Consider the following 18,370-nt stretch of genomic DNA (forward strand, 5'->3'; position numbering starts at 1 on the left):
AATACTGATAAGATTGGGCAACTCGTGGCTGTCAGCGAATTTGCAAAATCGACATGCTTGTCTTGTCATGCCGCTTTTCCAATTACCCATCATTACCAACAACGTGCCAAGAGTTACCCTTAACAAACTTTCAGCGTGGCGGCTCCTGCTTTGCTCCTTACTGATTGCGCTGTGCCTGCCTTTCACCAGCGTAGCCGCCCCTTCCTACACTGTCTCCATCAGCGGTGCGGATAGTTACACCTCGCTGCTTAACGAACATCTGGACGTCGTCAAACGCAGCAAGTCCGAAGACATCAACGAAGAAGAAGTGCAGAGACTGGTCGCGGTCGCCCCGACCCAGGTGCGCTCACTGCTGGCGACCGAAGGCTACTTCGCTCCTGTCGTGAACGCGACGCTGGACCAGCAAAGCACACCATGGGTGGCGCACCTCAATATAGAACCGGGTCCGGCAACCAAAATCGAGTCGGTCAACATTAGCTTCAGCGGTGACATTGAGCAAAAGAATCCGCGCCGCATCGAACAGCTACGCGAAAACTGGGGTCTGAAAATAGGCTCCACCTTTCGTCAAAGTGCATGGGACAGCGCCAAGGGCGATTTGCTCAAAGCCATGCTCAACCGTGATTATCCAGCCGCCGCTGTGTCCCATAGCGAAGCGCGCATCGATCCGACGACACACACCGCAGCACTGATAGTGCAAGTCAACTCCGGCCCAGCCTTTACCTTCGGCGAACTCGAGATCGTCGGCCTGAATCGCTACTCACGCACCATGGTGGAAAAACTCAACCCGATCAAACCAGGTGAGCGCTATTCACAGGAAAAACTCAACGAGCTGCAGGCACGGGTACAAGACACAGGCTATTTCCGCTCAGCCTTTGCCACTATCGAAGTCAATCCCGCGCATCCGCATAACGTACCGATCAAGCTCGACCTGACAGAGAATGAACGCCGTCGTTTGTCGCTGGGTCTGGGCTTCTCCACCGACAATGGCGCACGTGCGCAAATGAAATGGACCGACCGTCACTTCCTCGGCAAGGACTGGCGTCTGGAATCCCAGCTGCGCGCCGATCGTGACAACCGCCTGCTGGGTGGCGATGTCTACCTGCCGACTTTGGAAAACGACTGGCGTCCCAGCGTCGGTGCCAACTATGAATACACCAACAGCTCAGGCGAGGCGAACGATAAATTCCGTACCGGCGCACGCCTGATCAGCCCGGACAAACGCAATGAAAGCATAGTCGGCGTCGCCTTCCTCACGGATCGCCAGCGCATCGGTAATGTCTACAGCAATAACCGTGAAGCACTGATCGCGTCCTACACCTACACCATGCGTCGCGTGAACAATCTGATTTCACCGACACGTGGTTACTACGCTTCGATCGAACTGGGCGTCGGCCCGGGTGGCGTGGTCAACAAAAAAGGACTGGTACGCACAGTAGGCCGCGCCACCTGGCTCTCACCCAGCTATGGTCGCTTCCAGGCTGTGCTGCGCGGTCAGGTCGGTCAGGTATTCGGTGCCAATTCCGACACCGTGCCTAGTGATTTGCTGTTCCGCACTGGTGGTGACCAGACGGTACGCGGCTATGGCTACAACACATTGGGCGTCGCACAAGATGGTGCGATCGTCGGCGGTACCGTCAGCGCAGTAGTGAGTGCGGAAGTAATTTACAGCGTCACGCCGGAATGGGGTGCCGCTGTATTTACCGATGCCGGTAACGCGGCCGACTCATGGAAAGGTTTCCGCCTCGCGCAAGGTAGCGGCGTAGGTGCGCGCTGGCGCAGCCCTATCGGCCCGGTCAACCTCGATCTCGCTTACGGTCACGACACGAAAGACCTGCGTCTACACTTCTCTATCGGTTATGGCTTCTGACGATCAAAAAACTTCCGCTCCGCCACGCAAGCACAGATTACGCGTCTGGCTGTTCTGTTTGCTTGCGGTCGTCATTGTCGTGCTGGCGGCGGGTGGCTGGCTGCTGAAAAGCGAAAGCGGTGCGCAGTTTGCCCTCGGCCTGGTCGACAAATTAAGCGGCGGCATGGTGCAGAGTCGCGAGGTCAGCGGTCAACTGAGCGGCCCGCTGCAAATCAAACAGCTCAACATCAAGCTGGAAAATCAAACCATCACACTGGACGATGTGCTGCTTGAAACGCAGCTTTCAGCCTTGCTGGCCGGGAAGGTACACATCCCGCTGCTGCAAATCGGCAAGCTGGGCATCATCAGCAAAATCGACCAAAGCAAGGAACCGTCCACTCTGCCGGATAGCATCAGCCTGCCCGTCAAACTCAAGGTAGACCAGCTGCAAGTCAATGGCGGTAGCGTGGCCTGGGGGCCGCTCGATGTAGTGACACTGGGCGCGTTCGCCGTCAAGCTGGATTTCGATGGCAAGCGCTATCTGCTCGATCTCGATCAACTGGCCGCACGCTCTTCGTCCGGCAACAATAGCTACAGCGGCAAAATCAACGGTCATGCTTCGCTGTCGACGACCAAGCCCTACCCGCTGCAGGCGAGTCTGGTCAGCAGCACCGAAGCCATGCTCGACGAACAGCATCTGGGTGCCAATGCACGCATAGACCTGGATGGTTCGCTGGCCGAAATCGTGAGCACTATCGATGCACAAGTAAACAAAGCCATCATCAAGGGCAAGGTCGTCGCCAAACCGTTTTCCGATAGCATGCTGGGCGCAGCCGACCTGACGGCAACAGCACTCAACCTGAACGAACTCGGCAAGGACTTACCGAAGACCAATATCAATCTGCAACTGCATGCCACTGAAAACGGTACCGGCACACTGAGCATCAACAACGCTGCCGCCGGTACCTATGATGAAGGTCGCATACCGCTGACAGATCTGTCGCTCAGCTTCGCACAAAAGGAGGAAGCCTTCCTGCTGGATCCGCTGGTCATCAAGCTCGGCAGCACGCAACGCCCTGCGGGCAGCATCAACGGCCATGGTAAATATGCCGATGGCGCATTGAACATCACACTGAAGACCGACGCGCTGGACCTGAAGAAACTGGATCAGCGCATGCGTGCCACCAAACTGGCGATCAAGCTGGATATCGCACATAGCGAAGGCAAGCAAGTCATCACGCTGGCTGCCACCGAACCATTAAAGAAAAGCAGGCTCAGCCTGAACGCGCACGGCGTCATCGCGGATGAAGCATTGACGGTAGACAAGCTGGAACTGCGCGCCGATGCCAGCGCGATTGATGCCAGCGCACATATCGCTTTCAGCGGTAAGCAGGCTTACAGTGCGAAAGGCGTTATCCGTCAATTCAATCCGCGCGTGCTCGGTGACTTCGCACAATTGCCGACGCTGAACCTGAACGGCAACTTCTCCGTCAGCGGCGCACGTCTGCCGCATCTGGAAAGTGATCTCAGCTTCCGCATCCATGACAGCCAGCTGGCAGGCAATCCTTTGAGCGGTGAAGGCGAAGTGCATTTGCGCGCGCAAACGCTGAACATCCCCAAGCTGCTGCTGATCGCAGGCAAAAACCGCCTGACCGCCAACGGCAGGCTGGATGAAAACAACTCGCGCCTGAGCTTCGATCTGCAAGCACCGGCATTGGCGCAGCTGGGATCGGAATTCGTCGGTGAGCTGCAAGTCAACGGCGAAGTACGCGGCAAGTTGCAGCAACCGCGCATCATCGCCGACTGGAAAGGCAATCAGGTACGCGTACCCGGCCAGACCCGCATCGGCACTGTAGTGGGCAAAGCCGACCTGACACTGAACCTGAATGACAACGCTTTCCTGCTCAGCAATCTCACGCTAAATACGAATGCCACAGCGGTGCAGTCCAGTGGACAGCAATTCGCCAAACTGGATGCGCAAGCGCAGTTCGCAGCACAAGACCATGCACCACTCTCCATCCTCGTCCATGCAGATAATCTCAGCGGACAGCTGCGCGCCAACACCTTTGATCTCAAGGTCAGCGGCACAACGGCGCAACACACACTGAGCAGCAGTCTCGACGAGCGTGAACAAAAATGGAAGTTCAGCGCAGCAGGCGGCTTGAAAAACCTGGCCCGCGCGGCGCGCTGGGAAGGCAATATCAACGTCCTCGATACCACCGGACGTTTCAATGCCAAACTGGAAGCACCTGCGCCTTTGCTGATTTCGCAAAAGCAGGTGCAACTGGATCAGTTCAAAATTAACGCCAACAACGCCAGCATCCAGGTCGAGCAATTCCTGCGCACCGAACGCAGCATCAGCACACGCGGTAACTTTAAACGTGTGCGGCCGGGTGAGATTCTGCATTTACTGAACCAGGCACCTATCGCAACCGGTGACCTCACCTTAGGCGGCGAATGGAATCTGGTGATGGCCGACAAACTCGATGGCAATCTCAGCATCCGCCGTGAAAGCGGTGATATCGCGATACACGGTAGCGCATCGACCGCACTGGGCCTGAACGCATTCGAAGTGAACGCCACTGCCAACAAAGGTCAGCTCACAGCACAGCTGCTGGCTGACGGCAAACGTACCGGTCGCATCGAAGGACAGCTGGCAACAACCATAGGCGGCGACGGACGCTTCTCGATTGCACCGAATGCACCGCTGTCAGGCAAGCTCAAGATGAATACGCCTACCCTTGCCTGGCTGGGTCCGCTGATTTCGCCATCACTGGTGATGGAAGGCAATCTGCAAGCCGACGTCGTACTCGATGGCAGTTTCGCCAAACCGCGCCTGCAAGGGCCGGTCAATGCAGATGGTTTACGTCTGTTGTTTACCGACACCGGCATAGACCTGAAACAAGGCGTATTGCGCAGCAGCTTCCAGACCGATCAGCTGATGATTACCCAACTCAGTTTCAAGAACGATGGCGACCTGCTGATCTCCGGCCCTATCAGTTTGCTGCGTGAGCAACTGGCACTGGAACTGAAAGTCAAAGTAACGCGTTATAAATTGATAGACCGCAGCGACCGCAAACTGGTCATCAGCGGCGACAGTGTGGTCGGCTGGCAGGCAGGTGTCGCCAAAGCGAACGGACAGTTTGAAGTCAACTCCGGCCTGGTTGATATCGGTGTGTCCGGCACGCCGGAGCTATCGGACGACGTCATCATAGTCGGCCAGGGCGAAGATACCAGCAAGAAGACAGCCATCGCACTCGACGTCAGCATCAGCCTGGGCGACGGCATCAAACTGCAAGGCCGCGGACTGGATGCGACGCTGGTCGGCCAGGTACGCTTGCAAGCGAATGCCGGTGATACCTTGCGCGCAGTGGGCACGTTGCGTGTCTCATCAGGTACTTTCAAAGCCTATCAACGTGAATTGAAAATCGAGCAAGGTTCGGTCCTGTTCAGTGGCCCGCTGAATAATCCGGCACTCGATATCCGTGCCATGCGCCGCGGGCAGGAAGTGGAAGCTGGTGTATCAATACGCGGCACTGCCCTCGCCCCACGCATCACGCTGGTGTCGGAACCGACTGTCAGCGATGCGGAAAAACTGTCGTGGCTGGTCTTGGGTCGCGGCTTGTCCGGTACCGGCGATGCAGACCGCGATGCACTGCAAAGTGCCGCCACTTCACTGCTGTCCGGTACTGCAGCGGCTGGTTTGCAGTCGCAAATCGCCAGCGCTTTCGGCTTTGACGACGTCAGCATAGGCAAAGGCGGCACTGACCTGCAGGATCGCATTATCACCCTCGGCAAACGTATCTCGTCGCGCCTCTACCTCAGCTTCAAGCAAAGCCTGGATACCGTCGGCAGCGTCCTGTTGCTACGCTATACGCTGACACCACGCATTACACTGGAAGGCGAAGCCGGTACCAGTAGCGCGCTATCTGTGTTCTACAACTTTGCCTTCGACTGACTATGCACAATCAGCCTGAAACTGATATAACAACGCTATTGCGCATGTTTTCCTGTTGAAACCGTGCTGAACACCCGCCGTTTCCAGGAAAGGCATGCATCGCGGGGCTGATCGTCCCGCCGCTCACGATTTTCAACAATTGGAGAGTAGCTATGTCTAACGATCTTGATGGAGATGTAAACCAGAGTAGCCAGACCAACACTGAATCACAAACCTTGACCGACAACGCTGCGGCAGTACATCGCATCGTCATCGTCGGCGGTGGTGCCGGTGGCCTTGAATTGGCCACCGCGCTCGGTGACAAGCTCGTCAAAAGCGGACGCATCAGTGTCGTACTGGTCGACCGTTCATCCACCCACATCTGGAAGCCTCTGCTGCATGAAGTAGCAGCGGGCAGCATGGATGCAAACTCACACCAGCTCGAATATGCGGCACAAGCCCGCTGGCACCGCTTCGTCTATCAACCGGGTGAACTGCAAGGGCTGGATCGGGCACGCCAGACCATTACGATAGGCAGCCTGAACGACGACGATGGCGTCGAGTTATTGCCACGCCGTGAGATTCCTTACGACACGCTGGTCTTGTCGATCGGCAGTGTGACCAACTTCTTTAATGTGCCAGGCGCAGAAAAGAATGCGATCTCGATAGACACCATGCACCAGGCCGAGCACTTCCGGCGTCGCATGATAGGACTGTGCGTACGTGCCGACCAGGCTCAAAGCAAGCTCAACATCGCGATCATCGGTGGTGGTGCTACCGGTGTCGAATTGTCGGCCGAGCTGCGCAACACGGCAGAGATACTCGGTGCCTATGGCTTGCATCACCTCGATCCGCACCGCGATATCCGCATCAGCGTGATAGAAGCGGCACCGCGCATCTTGTCTGCATTGCCGGAACGTGTGTCGAGCAAGACCACCGAATTGCTCAACCACATGGAAATCGATGTCCTCATCGATGCCAAGGTTTCCGAAGTTCAGGAGCATGCAGTCATGCTCGCGAACGGCGACAGTGTGCCAGCCGACCTGACAGTATGGGCAGCAGGCATACGCGCGCCGCAGATACTCAGCGAACTCGGCTTGCCGGTGAATCGCCTCGGTCAGGTGGTAGTGACACAAAGCCTGCAGACCGAAATCGATCCGAATATTTTTGCTTTCGGTGATTGCGCTGCATGCCCCTGGCCGGAGAAAAATAGCACGGTGCCTCCACGTGCACAGGCGGCACATCAACAGGCCAGCTTCCTGTTCCATGCCATCAAGAAACGCCTCGACAATGAAGAGTTGCCGCTGTTCCAGTATCGCGATCTTGGTTCATTGGTATCACTCGGTCGCTTCGATGCGGTCGGTAACCTGATGGGGCCTTTGCTCGGCCGTGCGATGTTTATTGAAGGTGTGCTCGCGCGCCTGCTGTACATCTCGCTGTATCGCATGCATCTGGTTGCATTGCACGGTGTGATACGCACTTGCGCTGATACCATGGCACATTGGTTAAGGCGCAAAACTTCACCACGCGTAAAATTGCACTAAACACACCTTAATCGCGTGCAGGTGTAGAAAAAAAGTAATTGCACTATAATGCGCCGCTGCCTGTGTATCGGGCATGCGGCGTATTTCGTAATATGCATCGCAGAAAAATGTATACGGCCTTTTGCTAAAACTGCTGCTACACTTTCGGCAGTCAAATTAATAAAACGGTATCTCCGTTAAGAACCTAACAGTCTTATTCGCTAATGTGTCCTTAGTATCACGACACAACAAACCGGATGACACCTGCAGTGAGTGCAGGCAGTAACATCCAAAACAATCTGTGAGTAAAGTTGCTCGACCCAACACATGGTCGCCGCTGTACTGTCTGCGGAATAGACAAGGCGTCCTGCTACACAAGTCGTCTGATCTTGCGTGGACACTTACTTTAAATTGCCGGGAACAACATGACATCACATAGTTTTTTTCCGTCCATGCCGCACGCTCTGAATGTGCTGACCGCCACCGGCCTGATCCTCATCGTCGGTATCCTCGGCTCGCATTTGCTGCGCCGTTTCTTTCCGCAAATACCTGCTATCAGCTGCTACGTGCTGACAGGTTTATTGATAGGTCCATCGGTACTGAATCTGATCGACGCCGCCATGCTGGAAGAAATCAGCATCATGGTCGACCTCGCACTGGGACTGGTATTGTTTGAACTCGGCCGCCGGGTCGACTATAAGTGGTTGCTGCGTGAACGCGGCTTGCTGATTACCGGCGTCTTGCTGAGTCTGGTTACCTTCTTCGCACTGTTCCTGCTGCTGACGCAATTCGGCGTCAGCAAACTGGTCGCCAGCATGGTCGCCGCACTCGGCATGGCGACCTCACCTGCCGTGATCCTGAACGTGGTACGTGAAGTCAAAGCTGAAGGACAATTGACCGAGCGCATGCTCAACATCGTCGTGATCGGTAATGCACTGGCTTTCATTATCTTTTCTATGGGGCTGGCAGCGGTACACGTTGAATACGCGGCAGGTTGGCAAAGCTACATCCTGCACCCGCTCTACCTGTTGCTGGGCTCCGCTGCACTTGGCTGGATCATCAGCCGCCTGCTGGTATGGATAGGTCAATGGCTGGGTCGTGATAGCCAGGCGCAGCTGATACTGGTGCTGGCGCTGATCGCCGCCACAGTCGGTATCTCCGTCATGTTCAATTTGTCGGCGCTAATCGCACTGCTGGTGTTTGGTATCGCCAGCCGCAGCTACGATGCACGCCACGCGATTGTTGAGCCTGACCTGAGCCAGTTCAGCGGTTTGTTCTATGTCGCGCTGTTTGTCTTTGCCGGTGCCAAGCTGGAACTGTCCCACCTGTTGACCTTGTGGCCGGCAGTGCTGGCCTTCATCGCACTGCGCCTCGCAATCGCGATGACCACCACCACCGCCATGGCACGTATCAACGGCGTAACCCTGCGCAAAGGTGCGTTGCTGGGCATAGGCCTGATGCCGCTGTCCGGCTTCAACATCATCATGGTGCAGCATGCAGTCGGCTACTATCCGCAGTTCGGTTCGCAACTCGCGGCACTGGTCGTATCGATACTCGTCATCCTGGAAATCATAGGCCCGGTCTGCACCCGCTATGCACTCGTTGCATCCGGTGAAGCCAAGCAATAAGCAAACAAGGAAACCCTATGCTGGAATTCAATAATTCGACTCCGTTGACGATGGGCGTGGAACTCGAACTGCAAATCGTCAACCGCCGCGACTACAACCTCACACGCGGCTCCAGCGATTTGCTCGTCATTATCGACAAGACCGATCACGGCTATGACATCAAACCGGAAATCACCGAGAGCATGATCGAGATCGCCACTTCCGTGCATACCGATCACAAGGAAATGCTGGCCGAGTTGACCGCCATGCGTACCTTGCTGGTGAGCGCTGCCGACAAGCTCAACCTCGGCCTCGCCGGTGGTGGTGCGCATCCGTTCCAGCACTGGGAAGACCAGCGCATTTATCCGACTGATCGCTATCGCCTGGTGTCCGAGTTGTATGGCTACCTCGCGAAACAGTTCACCGTGTACGGCCAGCACATACACATAGGTTGTGCCACCGGTGATGAAGCGATACGCCTGGCACATATGCTGGCGCGCTACATTCCACACTTCATCACACTGTCGGCATCATCACCGTTTTACCAGGGTGTGGATACCACCTTCCAGTCCTCGCGCCTGACCAGCATCAATGCTTTCCCGCTGAGTGGCTACATGCCTTTCGTCACCGACTGGGATGCGTTCAATGCCTACTTCGACAAGATGTCCAGCCTCGGCATCGTGGCCAGCATGAAAGACTTTTACTGGGACATCCGGCCCAAGCCGGAATACGGCACGGTAGAGATCCGTGTCTGCGATACCCCGCTGTCGATAGAAGTGGCGGTCGCACTGGCAGGTTACGCACAGACGCTGAGCAAGTTCTTCTTTGCGCAACAGGAACTGAAGCCGGCGCAAGACACTTACCTGACCTATTCCTACAATCGCTTCCAGGCCTGCCGCTTCGGCTTCAACGGTGCCATCATCAATCCGATCAACGGCACCCAGACTTCGATCAAGGAAGACATACTGCAAACCTTCGATATGCTGGCCGATATTGCCCAGGAGCTAGGTACCACCGAAGCGATAGAGTTGTTGCGCCAGCGCATACAGGCAGGTCAGTCCGACGCCGACTGGCTGCGCGCTTGCTACGAGAAATCGGGTTCGCTAAGCGATGTCGTGCGTCAACAAAGTGCGGTGTGGATGGCCCGCTAGGCATGTTTCCTTGCTGCACTGCACAGCAAATCTCCCCAATCTCCCTCTGCTGCTTGCACATGTAAGCGCTTTCCCACAGCAGAATCGGAAAACCACCGATTCTGCAATGTTATCAACTACTTCACAATTCACTCTGTAAAAGTCGTAGCTGCCTAACAGAGGAGAAGTGAATGTCGAACGGATTGAATGGTAGCGCTGAAGTCACAGATATATCGATTTCCAGCCTTCATGACATGGCCGTATTGCAAGCCCAGAATAGCTCCCACACCCATACGCTCAGCCAGCTGGCGCGTTGCGGCGACCTGTATGGCGCGTCCGCACCCATGCAGCAGTTATTCCAAATGATAGGCAAAGTGGCGCCGACCACTGCCAACGTCCTGATCGCAGGCGAAAGCGGCACCGGCAAGGAATTGGTCGCACAGGCCATTCATCAACTGAGCCGCGAACAGGACCAACCTTTCGTCGCCTTGAACTGTAGTGCCGTCTCTCCACAATTGATCGAAGCCGAATTGTTTGGCCATGAACGCGGCAGCTTTACCGGTGCAATCCGCATGCAAAAGGGTTGTTTCGAACGTGCGAACGGCGGCACCCTGTTCCTCGATGAAGTGACGGAAATGTCGCTCGATATGCAAGTCAAACTGCTGCGCGTACTCGAGAGCAGCCGCTTCTGCCGTATCGGCGCAGAAGAAGAAACCGAAGTCAAAGTCCGCGTTATCGCGGCGACCAACCGCGATCCGCTGGAAGCCATGAAGAGCGGCATCCTGCGTAGCGATCTCTTTTATCGCCTGGCAGTGTTCCCGCTGGATCTGCCGCCGTTGCGTGAGCGCAGCGAAGATATCCGCCTGCTGGCCAGCCTGTTCCTGCATCAGCTGAATGAGGAAGACGGTCGCGACCGCGTCTTTTCCAAAGCGTCGTGGCGTCTGTTGAATGAATACAGCTGGCCCGGCAATGTACGCGAATTGAAAAACGTCGTGCACCGCGCCTACATCATGGCAGACCACGAGCTGGAGTTGTTACCGCTGGTCAATCCGAACAAAACCATGGTCAGTGAGCAGATCGGCGATTGCGTCACCGTACAGCTGGGCAGCAAGCTGGCGGATGCCGAGCAACGCCTGATTTATGCCACTTTGGGTCACTGTGGCGGCAATAAGACTCTGACCGCCGAGGTGTTAGGTGTGAGCCTGAAAACCCTTTACAATCGTTTGAATGAATACCAGGCCAAGCTGTTCCTGGGCGATGTCATACCGCACGTGCGCCCCTATGGCGCACAAAGCCGGAATCAATAATCGGCCAGGTAGTCAGTTAAACGCGCATAACCATAATGATAAAAATTCTTGTAGTCGATGATCACGCAGTAGTACGAGCCGGTGTGCAATATTTCATTGCCCAGGTGCCGGACATGAAAATCGAAGGTGAAGCTGCTACTGCACAGGAAGCCATACGCCTGGTTCGCTCCCAGGATTGGGACATCGTGCTGCTCGACATCAATATGCCGGACAAAAGTGGTGTCGAAGTACTGAAACAGATCAAGCGTGAGAAACCGGACCTGCCGGTACTGATCCTGAGCATGCATCCGGAAAGCCGCTATGCGGTCCAGATCCTGCGCAGCGGTGCCAGCGGTTATGTACAGAAAGAAGCACTGGCTGAAGAGTTGGTGAACGCGATCCAGACCATACTGCGCGGCCACAAATACATCAGCCATACCGTTGCCGAATTACTGACGACAGAACTCGATACCAGTACCGAAAAGCCATTGCACGAAACCCTGTCGAAACGCGAGTATGAAATTTTCTACAAGCTGTGTCAGGGGCATGGCGTGACCAAGATAGCGGAAGAACTGTGCCTGAGCGTGAAAACAGTCAGCACCTATCGGGCACGCGTATTGCAGAAGATGAATATGGAAAATAACGCCGGCATCATTTATTACGCAATCAAGCAAAACCTGATTGATTGATGCAGCCGGAAGTAGCAAGGCAAGTACAGCAATCGAAATTCTTAACCGTGGTTGAAATATGACTCAAGCGACGACTTTTGAAAACACAGTGAGCCAGCCCTTACGGGTCTTCCTCGTAGAAGATTCTCTGGACGTCCGTGAACTGATGATAGAGAACCTGGCGATGATCCCCGGCGTAGTGGTAGCTGGTGTGTCGGAGTCGGAAGGCGATGCACTGAATCAGTTGAACGCACTGCCCTGCGATGTGCTGATCGTTGATATCCAGCTGAAAAAAGGCAATGGCATCAACCTGCTGCGCCAGATTTCCGAAAAAGCCAAAGCAGTGAATGCCTTGAAAATCATATGCAGCAACAATGCCACCGAAGTGTTCCGCCGCGTCGGTCGTCAATACGGCGTCAACCACTTCTTCGACAAGACGTCCGAGTTTCCGCAATTGTTTGAATTGGTCAAGAGCCTGAGCTCTGCCAACCTGGAATACAACGCCCGCGGCTAAACACCTGCCCTCGCCATTCAACTACGCGATTTTTCCGCCTCTATACCTTCTTCGTTTTCGTCATCCACTTCTATCTGCATGTTCTCAGCCGTCTTCGGTATGCTGATCGCGATAGTCGTCCCGCCCCCCGCACTACTGCTCACCCGCACTGAACCACCAAGATAACCGGCGCGCTCACGCATCCCGCGCAAGCCATGTGTAATCACGCCCGATTGTGCAGTCGGTATGCCGACGCCATTGTCGCGTATGGTCAGCATGATTTCATCGTCAGCATCATCCAGGATCACGTCGACCCGCGTTGCCTGTGCGTGCTTGGCGATATTATTGAGTGACTCCTGCACCATGCGGAACAAAGCGATATCCACGCGCGGCGCATAAATCAATCTGTCGTCCGGCAGGCTCGCATTACAGGTTACACCTGTGTACTTCTCGAACTCCGCAGCCTGTTCAGCGATCGCAATTTTGATACCAAACACATCCAGCTTGTCCGGCCGCAAACCATTCTGGATACGGCGTGTCGCATCTGTAATCGAACTCAGCAAGGCTTTGATTTTGAGTGAGCGCTCGGTAAATTTAGGCTCTGCCGGTATTTGCTGGAACAGCAAAGACAAATGCATATTCAAGGCTGTGAGTGCGGAGCCCAGGTCGTCATGCAATTCGCGTGCGATCGAACGCTTCTCTTCTTCACGTGTAGTTTCCAGATGGCCGATCAATTCGCTGACTTCAGCAGTACGCGCCGCGACCAGTGCTTCCAGTTGCGTCTCGTGCGCTTTCAGTGAATCTTCCATGCGCTTGCGTTCGGTAATGTCGGTACTGATGCCGACCAGTCCCATGACTTGTCCGTTCGCATTCAGCCAAGGCGCTTTGGTGGAATGCATCGTATGCACGCCGCTGGCAAAATGTATCGTCGTTTCAAATACCTTGGGCACGCCGGCATCCAGCACGCTCTGGTCTTCCAGCTTGACTTGCTCCGCGTCTTCCCGCAACGGATAGAGGTCTATGCTGCGGTAACCGATGACTTCATCACGCTGCTTGCCGAGCAAACGCAGCTTGGCCGGATTCGCAAACACCATGCGACCACTGCTGTCCTTGACGAAAATCGCATCCGGCGTGTTATCGCTGACGGCACGCAACAGCGCATTACTCTCTGCCAGCGCCGCCTCACCTTGTTGCCGCCCTTCATACTCGCGGTTGAGCAATGCAGCGGTACGACAAAACATAATGAACAACAGCGAGCTGCTCAGCAGAATCAGCAAAGGCGAAGCCTTGTCGGCATCGTAGTAACGATTCTGTACACCCCACTTGATCGCGAAATCGAGGATCACCAGCAGGATCAGGCTGTTCGGCAACAAACGTCGCAACAAGGGGCCACCGGGCGAAGTACTGTTCCACAAGCTCATCAGCCTGTGCTCCGGCCGCGCCGACAAAATGCCGAGCGCCAGGATGAAGAAGATGATGGAGATAAACGGTGTGACGGTATGCGCGGCATTCAGCTCGTCAACCGACATCACATTGTATAAATGGCCGATCAGCGGGATACCCATCACGCCGGCGAGGATGAAGGCTCCGTACTCGGACGGATAGTGATCGCGCGCAGTACGGTAATCCAGCAGTAATAAGCTTAGGCCAGCCAGCGTAAAGCCGAGCGCAGGCAGCGGTGCCATACGCTCCAGATAGGCTTTGTATTCAGATGTTGCCAGGGTCGGGAATACGCGCTCGATACCGACATGCACACCAAACATATACTGCAGCAGGGTCGACAAACCGAGCAAGGCGACACAAAGCGCAACGATGGATGCCAGTACGGCAAATACGGTGCTGGCACGCGGCGTGGATACCTTGAAGGAGCGTAGTACCAGCGCCAGACCGGCCAATACAAAAGCCAGCGCGGTATTTGCCAGGATAGGCACCAAATCAAACAAGCGGTAATTCAGCACCCACAGGTCTTGCCGCACATTGACCATAGCCAGCACGCCCACACCCGCCATCAGCAATGCAGCCAATAGCGGCGCCCACAACGGAGTGAACGTGGTACGTACCGGCGGGGTAGTCAGCATAAATATTCCTGTGTGAGTAATGGGTAGCAACAGCTACTACGAACAACCATGCATGCGATGGCGACGGCTACGCTGCTGAACTGAACCGGACTGCGAAAATACACTATGCGCACTAACCGCAATACGGGCGGCACACGCAGCGATGGTGACTGCAGCTGTTCCTACCTGAATATAGATGTGATCGGAATCAGCATAGCAGCATGCATAGAGTCTGCAAACACCTGCAAACCGACGCAATTTTTGATGCCGGTTCTCGCTGCTTTCCGGCAAACAGCAGTTCAGATGCTGCCCCTGTGAAATGGTTCCAAAAAGCCAACAAATTGTAGCATCCGTTTTGCTGATCAGCGTCGCCTCCTGCCCTTGCCGAGAGGCAAACAAAGTCCGCTTTTCCCACATGTAGCGTGTTCAAGCTACCCGGTAATTTTTACAAAAATATCAAAAAATAAACATAAGTCATTGATTTATATAGGCGCAAAAGCTGGCCTGCACCTTGCGTAGTAAAAGGCAGGCACTTTGCCTTACCGCGATTTACTCGTGAGAAATTTGAACAAGGAGAATGCTATGAATTGGGACGTTATTGAAGGTAACTGGAAACAACTCAAAGGCAATATCAAAGAGCAATGGGGCAAGCTCACCGATGATCATCTGGACACGATCGCCGGCAAGCGCGACCAGCTCGCGGGCAAGATACAGGAAGCCTACGGCATCAACAAGGATGAAGCCGAGAAGCAGATCAAGGCTTTCGAAGACCGCAACCGCAACGACAAGCGCTACATGTAGTTAGCAGACAGTAGCGATGCAACGCTTTGCAGTGCGGGCCTATGGCTCGCCAGCAGCAAGACCTTCTAAACAACTATAAGGATGCCAAATGAAAAAATCCCTCTCTATGATAGTCATGGCTGCAGCCAGCTTCGGTTTTATGAGCGCTTCCTACGCAGCACCATCTGAAGCCAAGGCCAACTATGACGCGGCCAAAACCCGCGCGGAAGCCGATTACAAAGTCGCACGCGCAGCCTGTGACAATATGAAAGGCAATGCGAAAGACGTCTGCCAGGAAGAAGCCAAGGCTGGTGAAGTAAAAGCCAAAGCCGAAGCGGAAGCGACCTATAAAGGTACGCCTGCAGCTCAAAAGAAAGCACGTACTGACATTGCCGACGCCAACTACAAAGTGGCCAAGGAAAAATGTGATGACTTTAGCGGCAACAAAAAAGATGTCTGCGTAAAAGAAGCAAAAGCTACGCATGACTCCGCTGTTGCTGATGCCAAAGCATCGAAAGAAGTAAGCGATGCACGTAAAGATGCACGCGATGAAAAGAAAGATGCGCACGTAGCCGTGCAAAAAGAGAAGTGTGAAGCATTGGCGGGCGACGAGAAATCACGTTGTATCGCCGCCGCTAACGCTGGCAAGTAAGCACTGATGACCGATAAGGTCGCATAACCTTATCCAGTCTGACTCTTGGAAGACAACGGCCCCGGTATCACTACCGGGGCCGTTTTTGTATGCCTGCCGTATCCGTCTGCTTATCTTCAGCCCGGATGGATCATGTCCTGCGGCTTAACCCACAAATCGAATTCCTCACTCGTCACGTAGCCGAGCGCCAGCGCAGTTTCCTTCAGGTTGGCACCTTGCTGATGCGCCTGCTTCGCTATCTTCGCCGCCTTGTCGTAACCGATATGTGGTGCCAGTACGGTCACCAGCATGAGTGAACGTTCCATCAAATCCGAGATGCGATCGCGATTGGCGACAATGCCGTGCGCGCAATGCTCATCGAAGCTATGGATGCCATCGGCCAGCAAGCGTACGCTTTGCAGAAAGTTATGTGCCATCAGCGGCTTGAACACATTCAACTCAAAATTGCCGGAAGCACCGCCGAAATTGAGCGCCACATCATTACCAAACACCTGACAACACAACATCGTCACCGCTTCACTCTGCGTAGGATTGACCTTGCCCGGCATGATGGAACTACCGGGTTCATTTTCCGGGATGCTGATTTCACCGAGACCGGAGCGCGGCCCGGAAGCCAGCCAGCGCACATCGTTGGCGATCTTCATCATGCTGGCGGCCAAGGTTTTCAAGCCGCCATGCACACTCACCATCGCATCATGCGCGGCCAGTGCAGCAAATTTATTGTGTGCACTTTTAAACGTCACACCGGTGCGATGCGTCAGCTCAGCGGCGACACGCACACCGAATTCGGGATGCGTGTTCAGGCCGGTACCAACAGCTGTGCCACCTACCGCGAGATCCTGCAACGGTGGCAGCAAGTGAGTGATGGCGGTAGCAGACTGCGCCAATTGCGCGACATAACCGGAGAACTCCTGCCCCAGCGTCAGCGGTGTCGCATCCTGCAAATGGGTGCGGCCTATCTTGACGATATCGGCAAACTCCTCAGCCTTGCCGTTCAATGTGGTTTGCAATGCTTGCGTCGCTGGCAACAGCGTCTTGACGACGGCCACGCTGGCCGCGACATACATCGCGGTCGGAAAGATATCGTTGGATGACTGGCCGAGGTTGACATCATCATTCGGATGCACCAGACGCTGCTCGCCACGCTCACCACCGAGCAATTCGGAAGCGCGATTCGCCAGCACTTCATTCATATTCATATTGCTTTGCGTGCCGGAGCCGGTTTGCCACACGGCCAGCGGGAATTCATGCGGATGCTGGCCGTTGATGACTTCCTCCGCTGCCTGGGCAATGGCTTGTGCCTTGTCCTTGGACAGCTTGCCGAGATCCAGGTTGACGATGGCGGCCGCACGTTTGACTTCGGCCAGCGCCACTATCAATTCCTGCGGCATCTTCTCGGTGGATATCTTGAAGTGTTCGAGTGAACGTTGCGTCTGCGCGCCCCACAAGCGTTGGCTATCCACCTCTATCGGGCCGAATGTGTCGCGTTCTGTACGGGTCGTCATGGGTTGATCCTGATTAGACTGTAAGAAGTAAAGACTACTGCAAAGCGCGCTTATTTGCTGAAGAGCACTCCTAATTGTTCTCCGCCAGCGGACTGCGATCCAGGTGATACAGCGCCACGATCAGACCCAGCGTCGACAGGAACAGGAACAGCGGGCCAAACAGCCAGAAGGTCAGCGGTACCGCCACAAAGAAGGCGCGCATACCCAGCGTATAAAACACTCCGGCGCTATTCAGACGCTGCCCTACCCGCTCCGGAGACAGCGAACCTTGTGCATCGGTTTGCGACAGATTGACCATAAACACCACATGGTTCAGCAGGCGCAGCGACATAGCAAAGGCAAAGAACGCCACCAGCAATACTGTCAACAGGCAGATGATTTTGATCACCCACCACTCGGCCGCACGCGAACCACCGGCAAAGTCGAGCACATGCCAGGTACGCGACAAACTCTCGGCCTGGCCGGACAAGGTCAGCGTACCGAGGATCAGGAGGATGGAAGAAGAAGCCTTGAAGGTGGCAGTCATACCGAAGTTGCGCAGCGTCTGAACCGCCATCACATCCTTCTTGCCGCCGCTGGCCATCACATCTTTGACCCACAAGGCACGGGCACGATGATTGACCGAGTGCACGGAAAAATCAGGATCACGCCGTACCCGCATCATCAGGTACAGGTAATAAGCCAGCAACAACACACCACTCGCGCACAGCGCCATGACATCGACGTCGATCCCACTCATATTTCCCTCTGCATAATGAAGTAAACAGGATAGTCCTGCTATCTGCCGGCTAGCATAGCAGACCACACAGCGCCTACCCGATCCTACCCATAGTTTTCGCATGTGCTTATGACGAAAGCGACTTATGCGAAAACCGATGATGCATCA

General features: G+C 55.0%; 13 protein-coding genes. 10 read left to right on the top strand and 3 right to left on the bottom strand.

Going from position 1 to position 18,370, the window contains the following annotated elements; translation table 11 throughout:
* Positions 1 to 67 precede the first annotated feature (67 nt).
* From IXC47_RS15170 to IXC47_RS15205, 8 genes are all read left to right on the top strand, one after another.
* Entirely contained in the window at positions 68 to 1,867 is a 1,800-nt protein-coding gene (locus IXC47_RS15170) for an autotransporter assembly complex protein TamA (protein ID WP_195876175.1), read from the top strand.
* Entirely contained in the window at positions 1,857 to 5,804 is a 3,948-nt protein-coding gene (locus tag IXC47_RS15175) for a translocation/assembly module TamB domain-containing protein (protein WP_230089590.1), read from the top strand. The genes IXC47_RS15170 and IXC47_RS15175 overlap by 11 nt, the downstream gene beginning before the upstream one ends.
* Before the next feature lie 152 nt (positions 5,805 to 5,956).
* Entirely contained in the window at positions 5,957 to 7,327 is a 1,371-nt protein-coding gene (locus tag IXC47_RS15180; protein WP_195876176.1) for an NAD(P)/FAD-dependent oxidoreductase, read from the top strand.
* Positions 7,328 to 7,731: 404 nt separating this feature from the next.
* Positions 7,732 to 8,934, top strand: coding sequence for a cation:proton antiporter (locus tag IXC47_RS15185; RefSeq protein WP_175626278.1), 1,203 nt, complete (start codon positions 7,732 to 7,734; stop codon positions 8,932 to 8,934).
* A 17-nt stretch (positions 8,935 to 8,951) separates the two neighbouring features.
* Positions 8,952 to 10,064, top strand: a complete 1,113-nt coding sequence (locus tag IXC47_RS15190) for a YbdK family carboxylate-amine ligase (protein ID WP_175626277.1) — start codon at positions 8,952 to 8,954, stop codon at positions 10,062 to 10,064.
* 170 nt (positions 10,065 to 10,234) lie between these two features.
* Positions 10,235 to 11,350 (top strand): sigma-54 interaction domain-containing protein, encoded by a 1,116-nt coding sequence (locus IXC47_RS15195; RefSeq protein WP_175626276.1) that lies wholly within the window; start codon positions 10,235 to 10,237, stop codon positions 11,348 to 11,350.
* Between the two features lie 35 nt (positions 11,351 to 11,385).
* Positions 11,386 to 12,018, top strand: a complete 633-nt coding sequence (locus IXC47_RS15200) for a response regulator (protein WP_124574916.1) — start codon at positions 11,386 to 11,388, stop codon at positions 12,016 to 12,018.
* Positions 12,019 to 12,076: 58 nt separating this feature from the next.
* Entirely contained in the window at positions 12,077 to 12,511 is a 435-nt protein-coding gene (locus IXC47_RS15205; RefSeq protein ID WP_175626275.1) for a response regulator, read from the top strand.
* A gap of 17 nt (positions 12,512 to 12,528) precedes the next feature.
* On the opposite strand, the gene IXC47_RS15210 is transcribed toward IXC47_RS15205, so the two are convergent.
* Positions 12,529 to 14,568: a PAS domain-containing sensor histidine kinase gene (locus IXC47_RS15210; protein ID WP_175626274.1), complete on the bottom strand. Its 2,040-nt coding sequence runs from the start codon at positions 14,566 to 14,568 to the stop codon at positions 12,529 to 12,531.
* 561 nt (positions 14,569 to 15,129) lie between these two features.
* Here IXC47_RS15210 and IXC47_RS15215 point away from each other — a divergent pair.
* Positions 15,130 to 15,348, top strand: coding sequence for a CsbD family protein (locus IXC47_RS15215; RefSeq protein WP_175626273.1), 219 nt, complete (start codon positions 15,130 to 15,132; stop codon positions 15,346 to 15,348).
* A gap of 88 nt (positions 15,349 to 15,436) precedes the next feature.
* On the top strand, positions 15,437 to 15,979 hold the full coding sequence (locus tag IXC47_RS15220) for a hypothetical protein (RefSeq protein WP_195876177.1): 543 nt from the start codon (positions 15,437 to 15,439) through the stop codon (positions 15,977 to 15,979).
* Between the two features lie 116 nt (positions 15,980 to 16,095).
* On the opposite strand, the gene fumC is transcribed toward IXC47_RS15220, so the two are convergent.
* Entirely contained in the window at positions 16,096 to 17,484 is a 1,389-nt protein-coding gene (gene fumC / locus IXC47_RS15225; RefSeq protein ID WP_195876178.1) for a class II fumarate hydratase, read from the bottom strand.
* 70 nt (positions 17,485 to 17,554) lie between these two features.
* The gene (locus IXC47_RS15230) at positions 17,555 to 18,223 is read right to left on the bottom strand and encodes a DUF599 domain-containing protein (RefSeq protein WP_175626270.1); all 669 of its coding nucleotides are present in this window, start codon (positions 18,221 to 18,223) and stop codon (positions 17,555 to 17,557) included.
* Positions 18,224 to 18,370 lie beyond the last annotated feature (147 nt).

It is taken from the genome of Herminiimonas contaminans, from assembly GCF_015645465.1.
Lineage (GTDB): Bacteria > Pseudomonadota > Gammaproteobacteria > Burkholderiales > Burkholderiaceae_D > Oxalicibacterium > Oxalicibacterium contaminans.

What these genes read in the sequence shown, in the direction of transcription:
- IXC47_RS15170 (WP_195876175.1), top strand. Translation starts at nt 68, where the DNA reads ATGCCGCTTTTCCAATTACCCATCATTACCAACAACGTGCCAAGAGTT.
- IXC47_RS15175 (WP_230089590.1), top strand. Translation starts at nt 1,857, where the DNA reads ATGGCTTCTGACGATCAAAAAACTTCCGCTCCGCCACGCAAGCACAGA.
- IXC47_RS15180 (WP_195876176.1), top strand. Translation starts at nt 5,957, where the DNA reads ATGTCTAACGATCTTGATGGAGATGTAAACCAGAGTAGCCAGACCAAC.
- IXC47_RS15185 (WP_175626278.1), top strand. Translation starts at nt 7,732, where the DNA reads ATGACATCACATAGTTTTTTTCCGTCCATGCCGCACGCTCTGAATGTG.
- IXC47_RS15190 (WP_175626277.1), top strand. Translation starts at nt 8,952, where the DNA reads ATGCTGGAATTCAATAATTCGACTCCGTTGACGATGGGCGTGGAACTC.
- IXC47_RS15195 (WP_175626276.1), top strand. Translation starts at nt 10,235, where the DNA reads ATGTCGAACGGATTGAATGGTAGCGCTGAAGTCACAGATATATCGATT.
- IXC47_RS15200 (WP_124574916.1), top strand. Translation starts at nt 11,386, where the DNA reads ATGATAAAAATTCTTGTAGTCGATGATCACGCAGTAGTACGAGCCGGT.
- IXC47_RS15205 (WP_175626275.1), top strand. Translation starts at nt 12,077, where the DNA reads ATGACTCAAGCGACGACTTTTGAAAACACAGTGAGCCAGCCCTTACGG.
- IXC47_RS15210 (WP_175626274.1), bottom strand. Translation starts at nt 14,568, where the DNA reads ATGCTGACTACCCCGCCGGTACGTACCACGTTCACTCCGTTGTGGGCG.
- IXC47_RS15215 (WP_175626273.1), top strand. Translation starts at nt 15,130, where the DNA reads ATGAATTGGGACGTTATTGAAGGTAACTGGAAACAACTCAAAGGCAAT.
- IXC47_RS15220 (WP_195876177.1), top strand. Translation starts at nt 15,437, where the DNA reads ATGAAAAAATCCCTCTCTATGATAGTCATGGCTGCAGCCAGCTTCGGT.
- fumC (WP_195876178.1), bottom strand. Translation starts at nt 17,484, where the DNA reads ATGACGACCCGTACAGAACGCGACACATTCGGCCCGATAGAGGTGGAT.
- IXC47_RS15230 (WP_175626270.1), bottom strand. Translation starts at nt 18,223, where the DNA reads ATGAGTGGGATCGACGTCGATGTCATGGCGCTGTGCGCGAGTGGTGTG.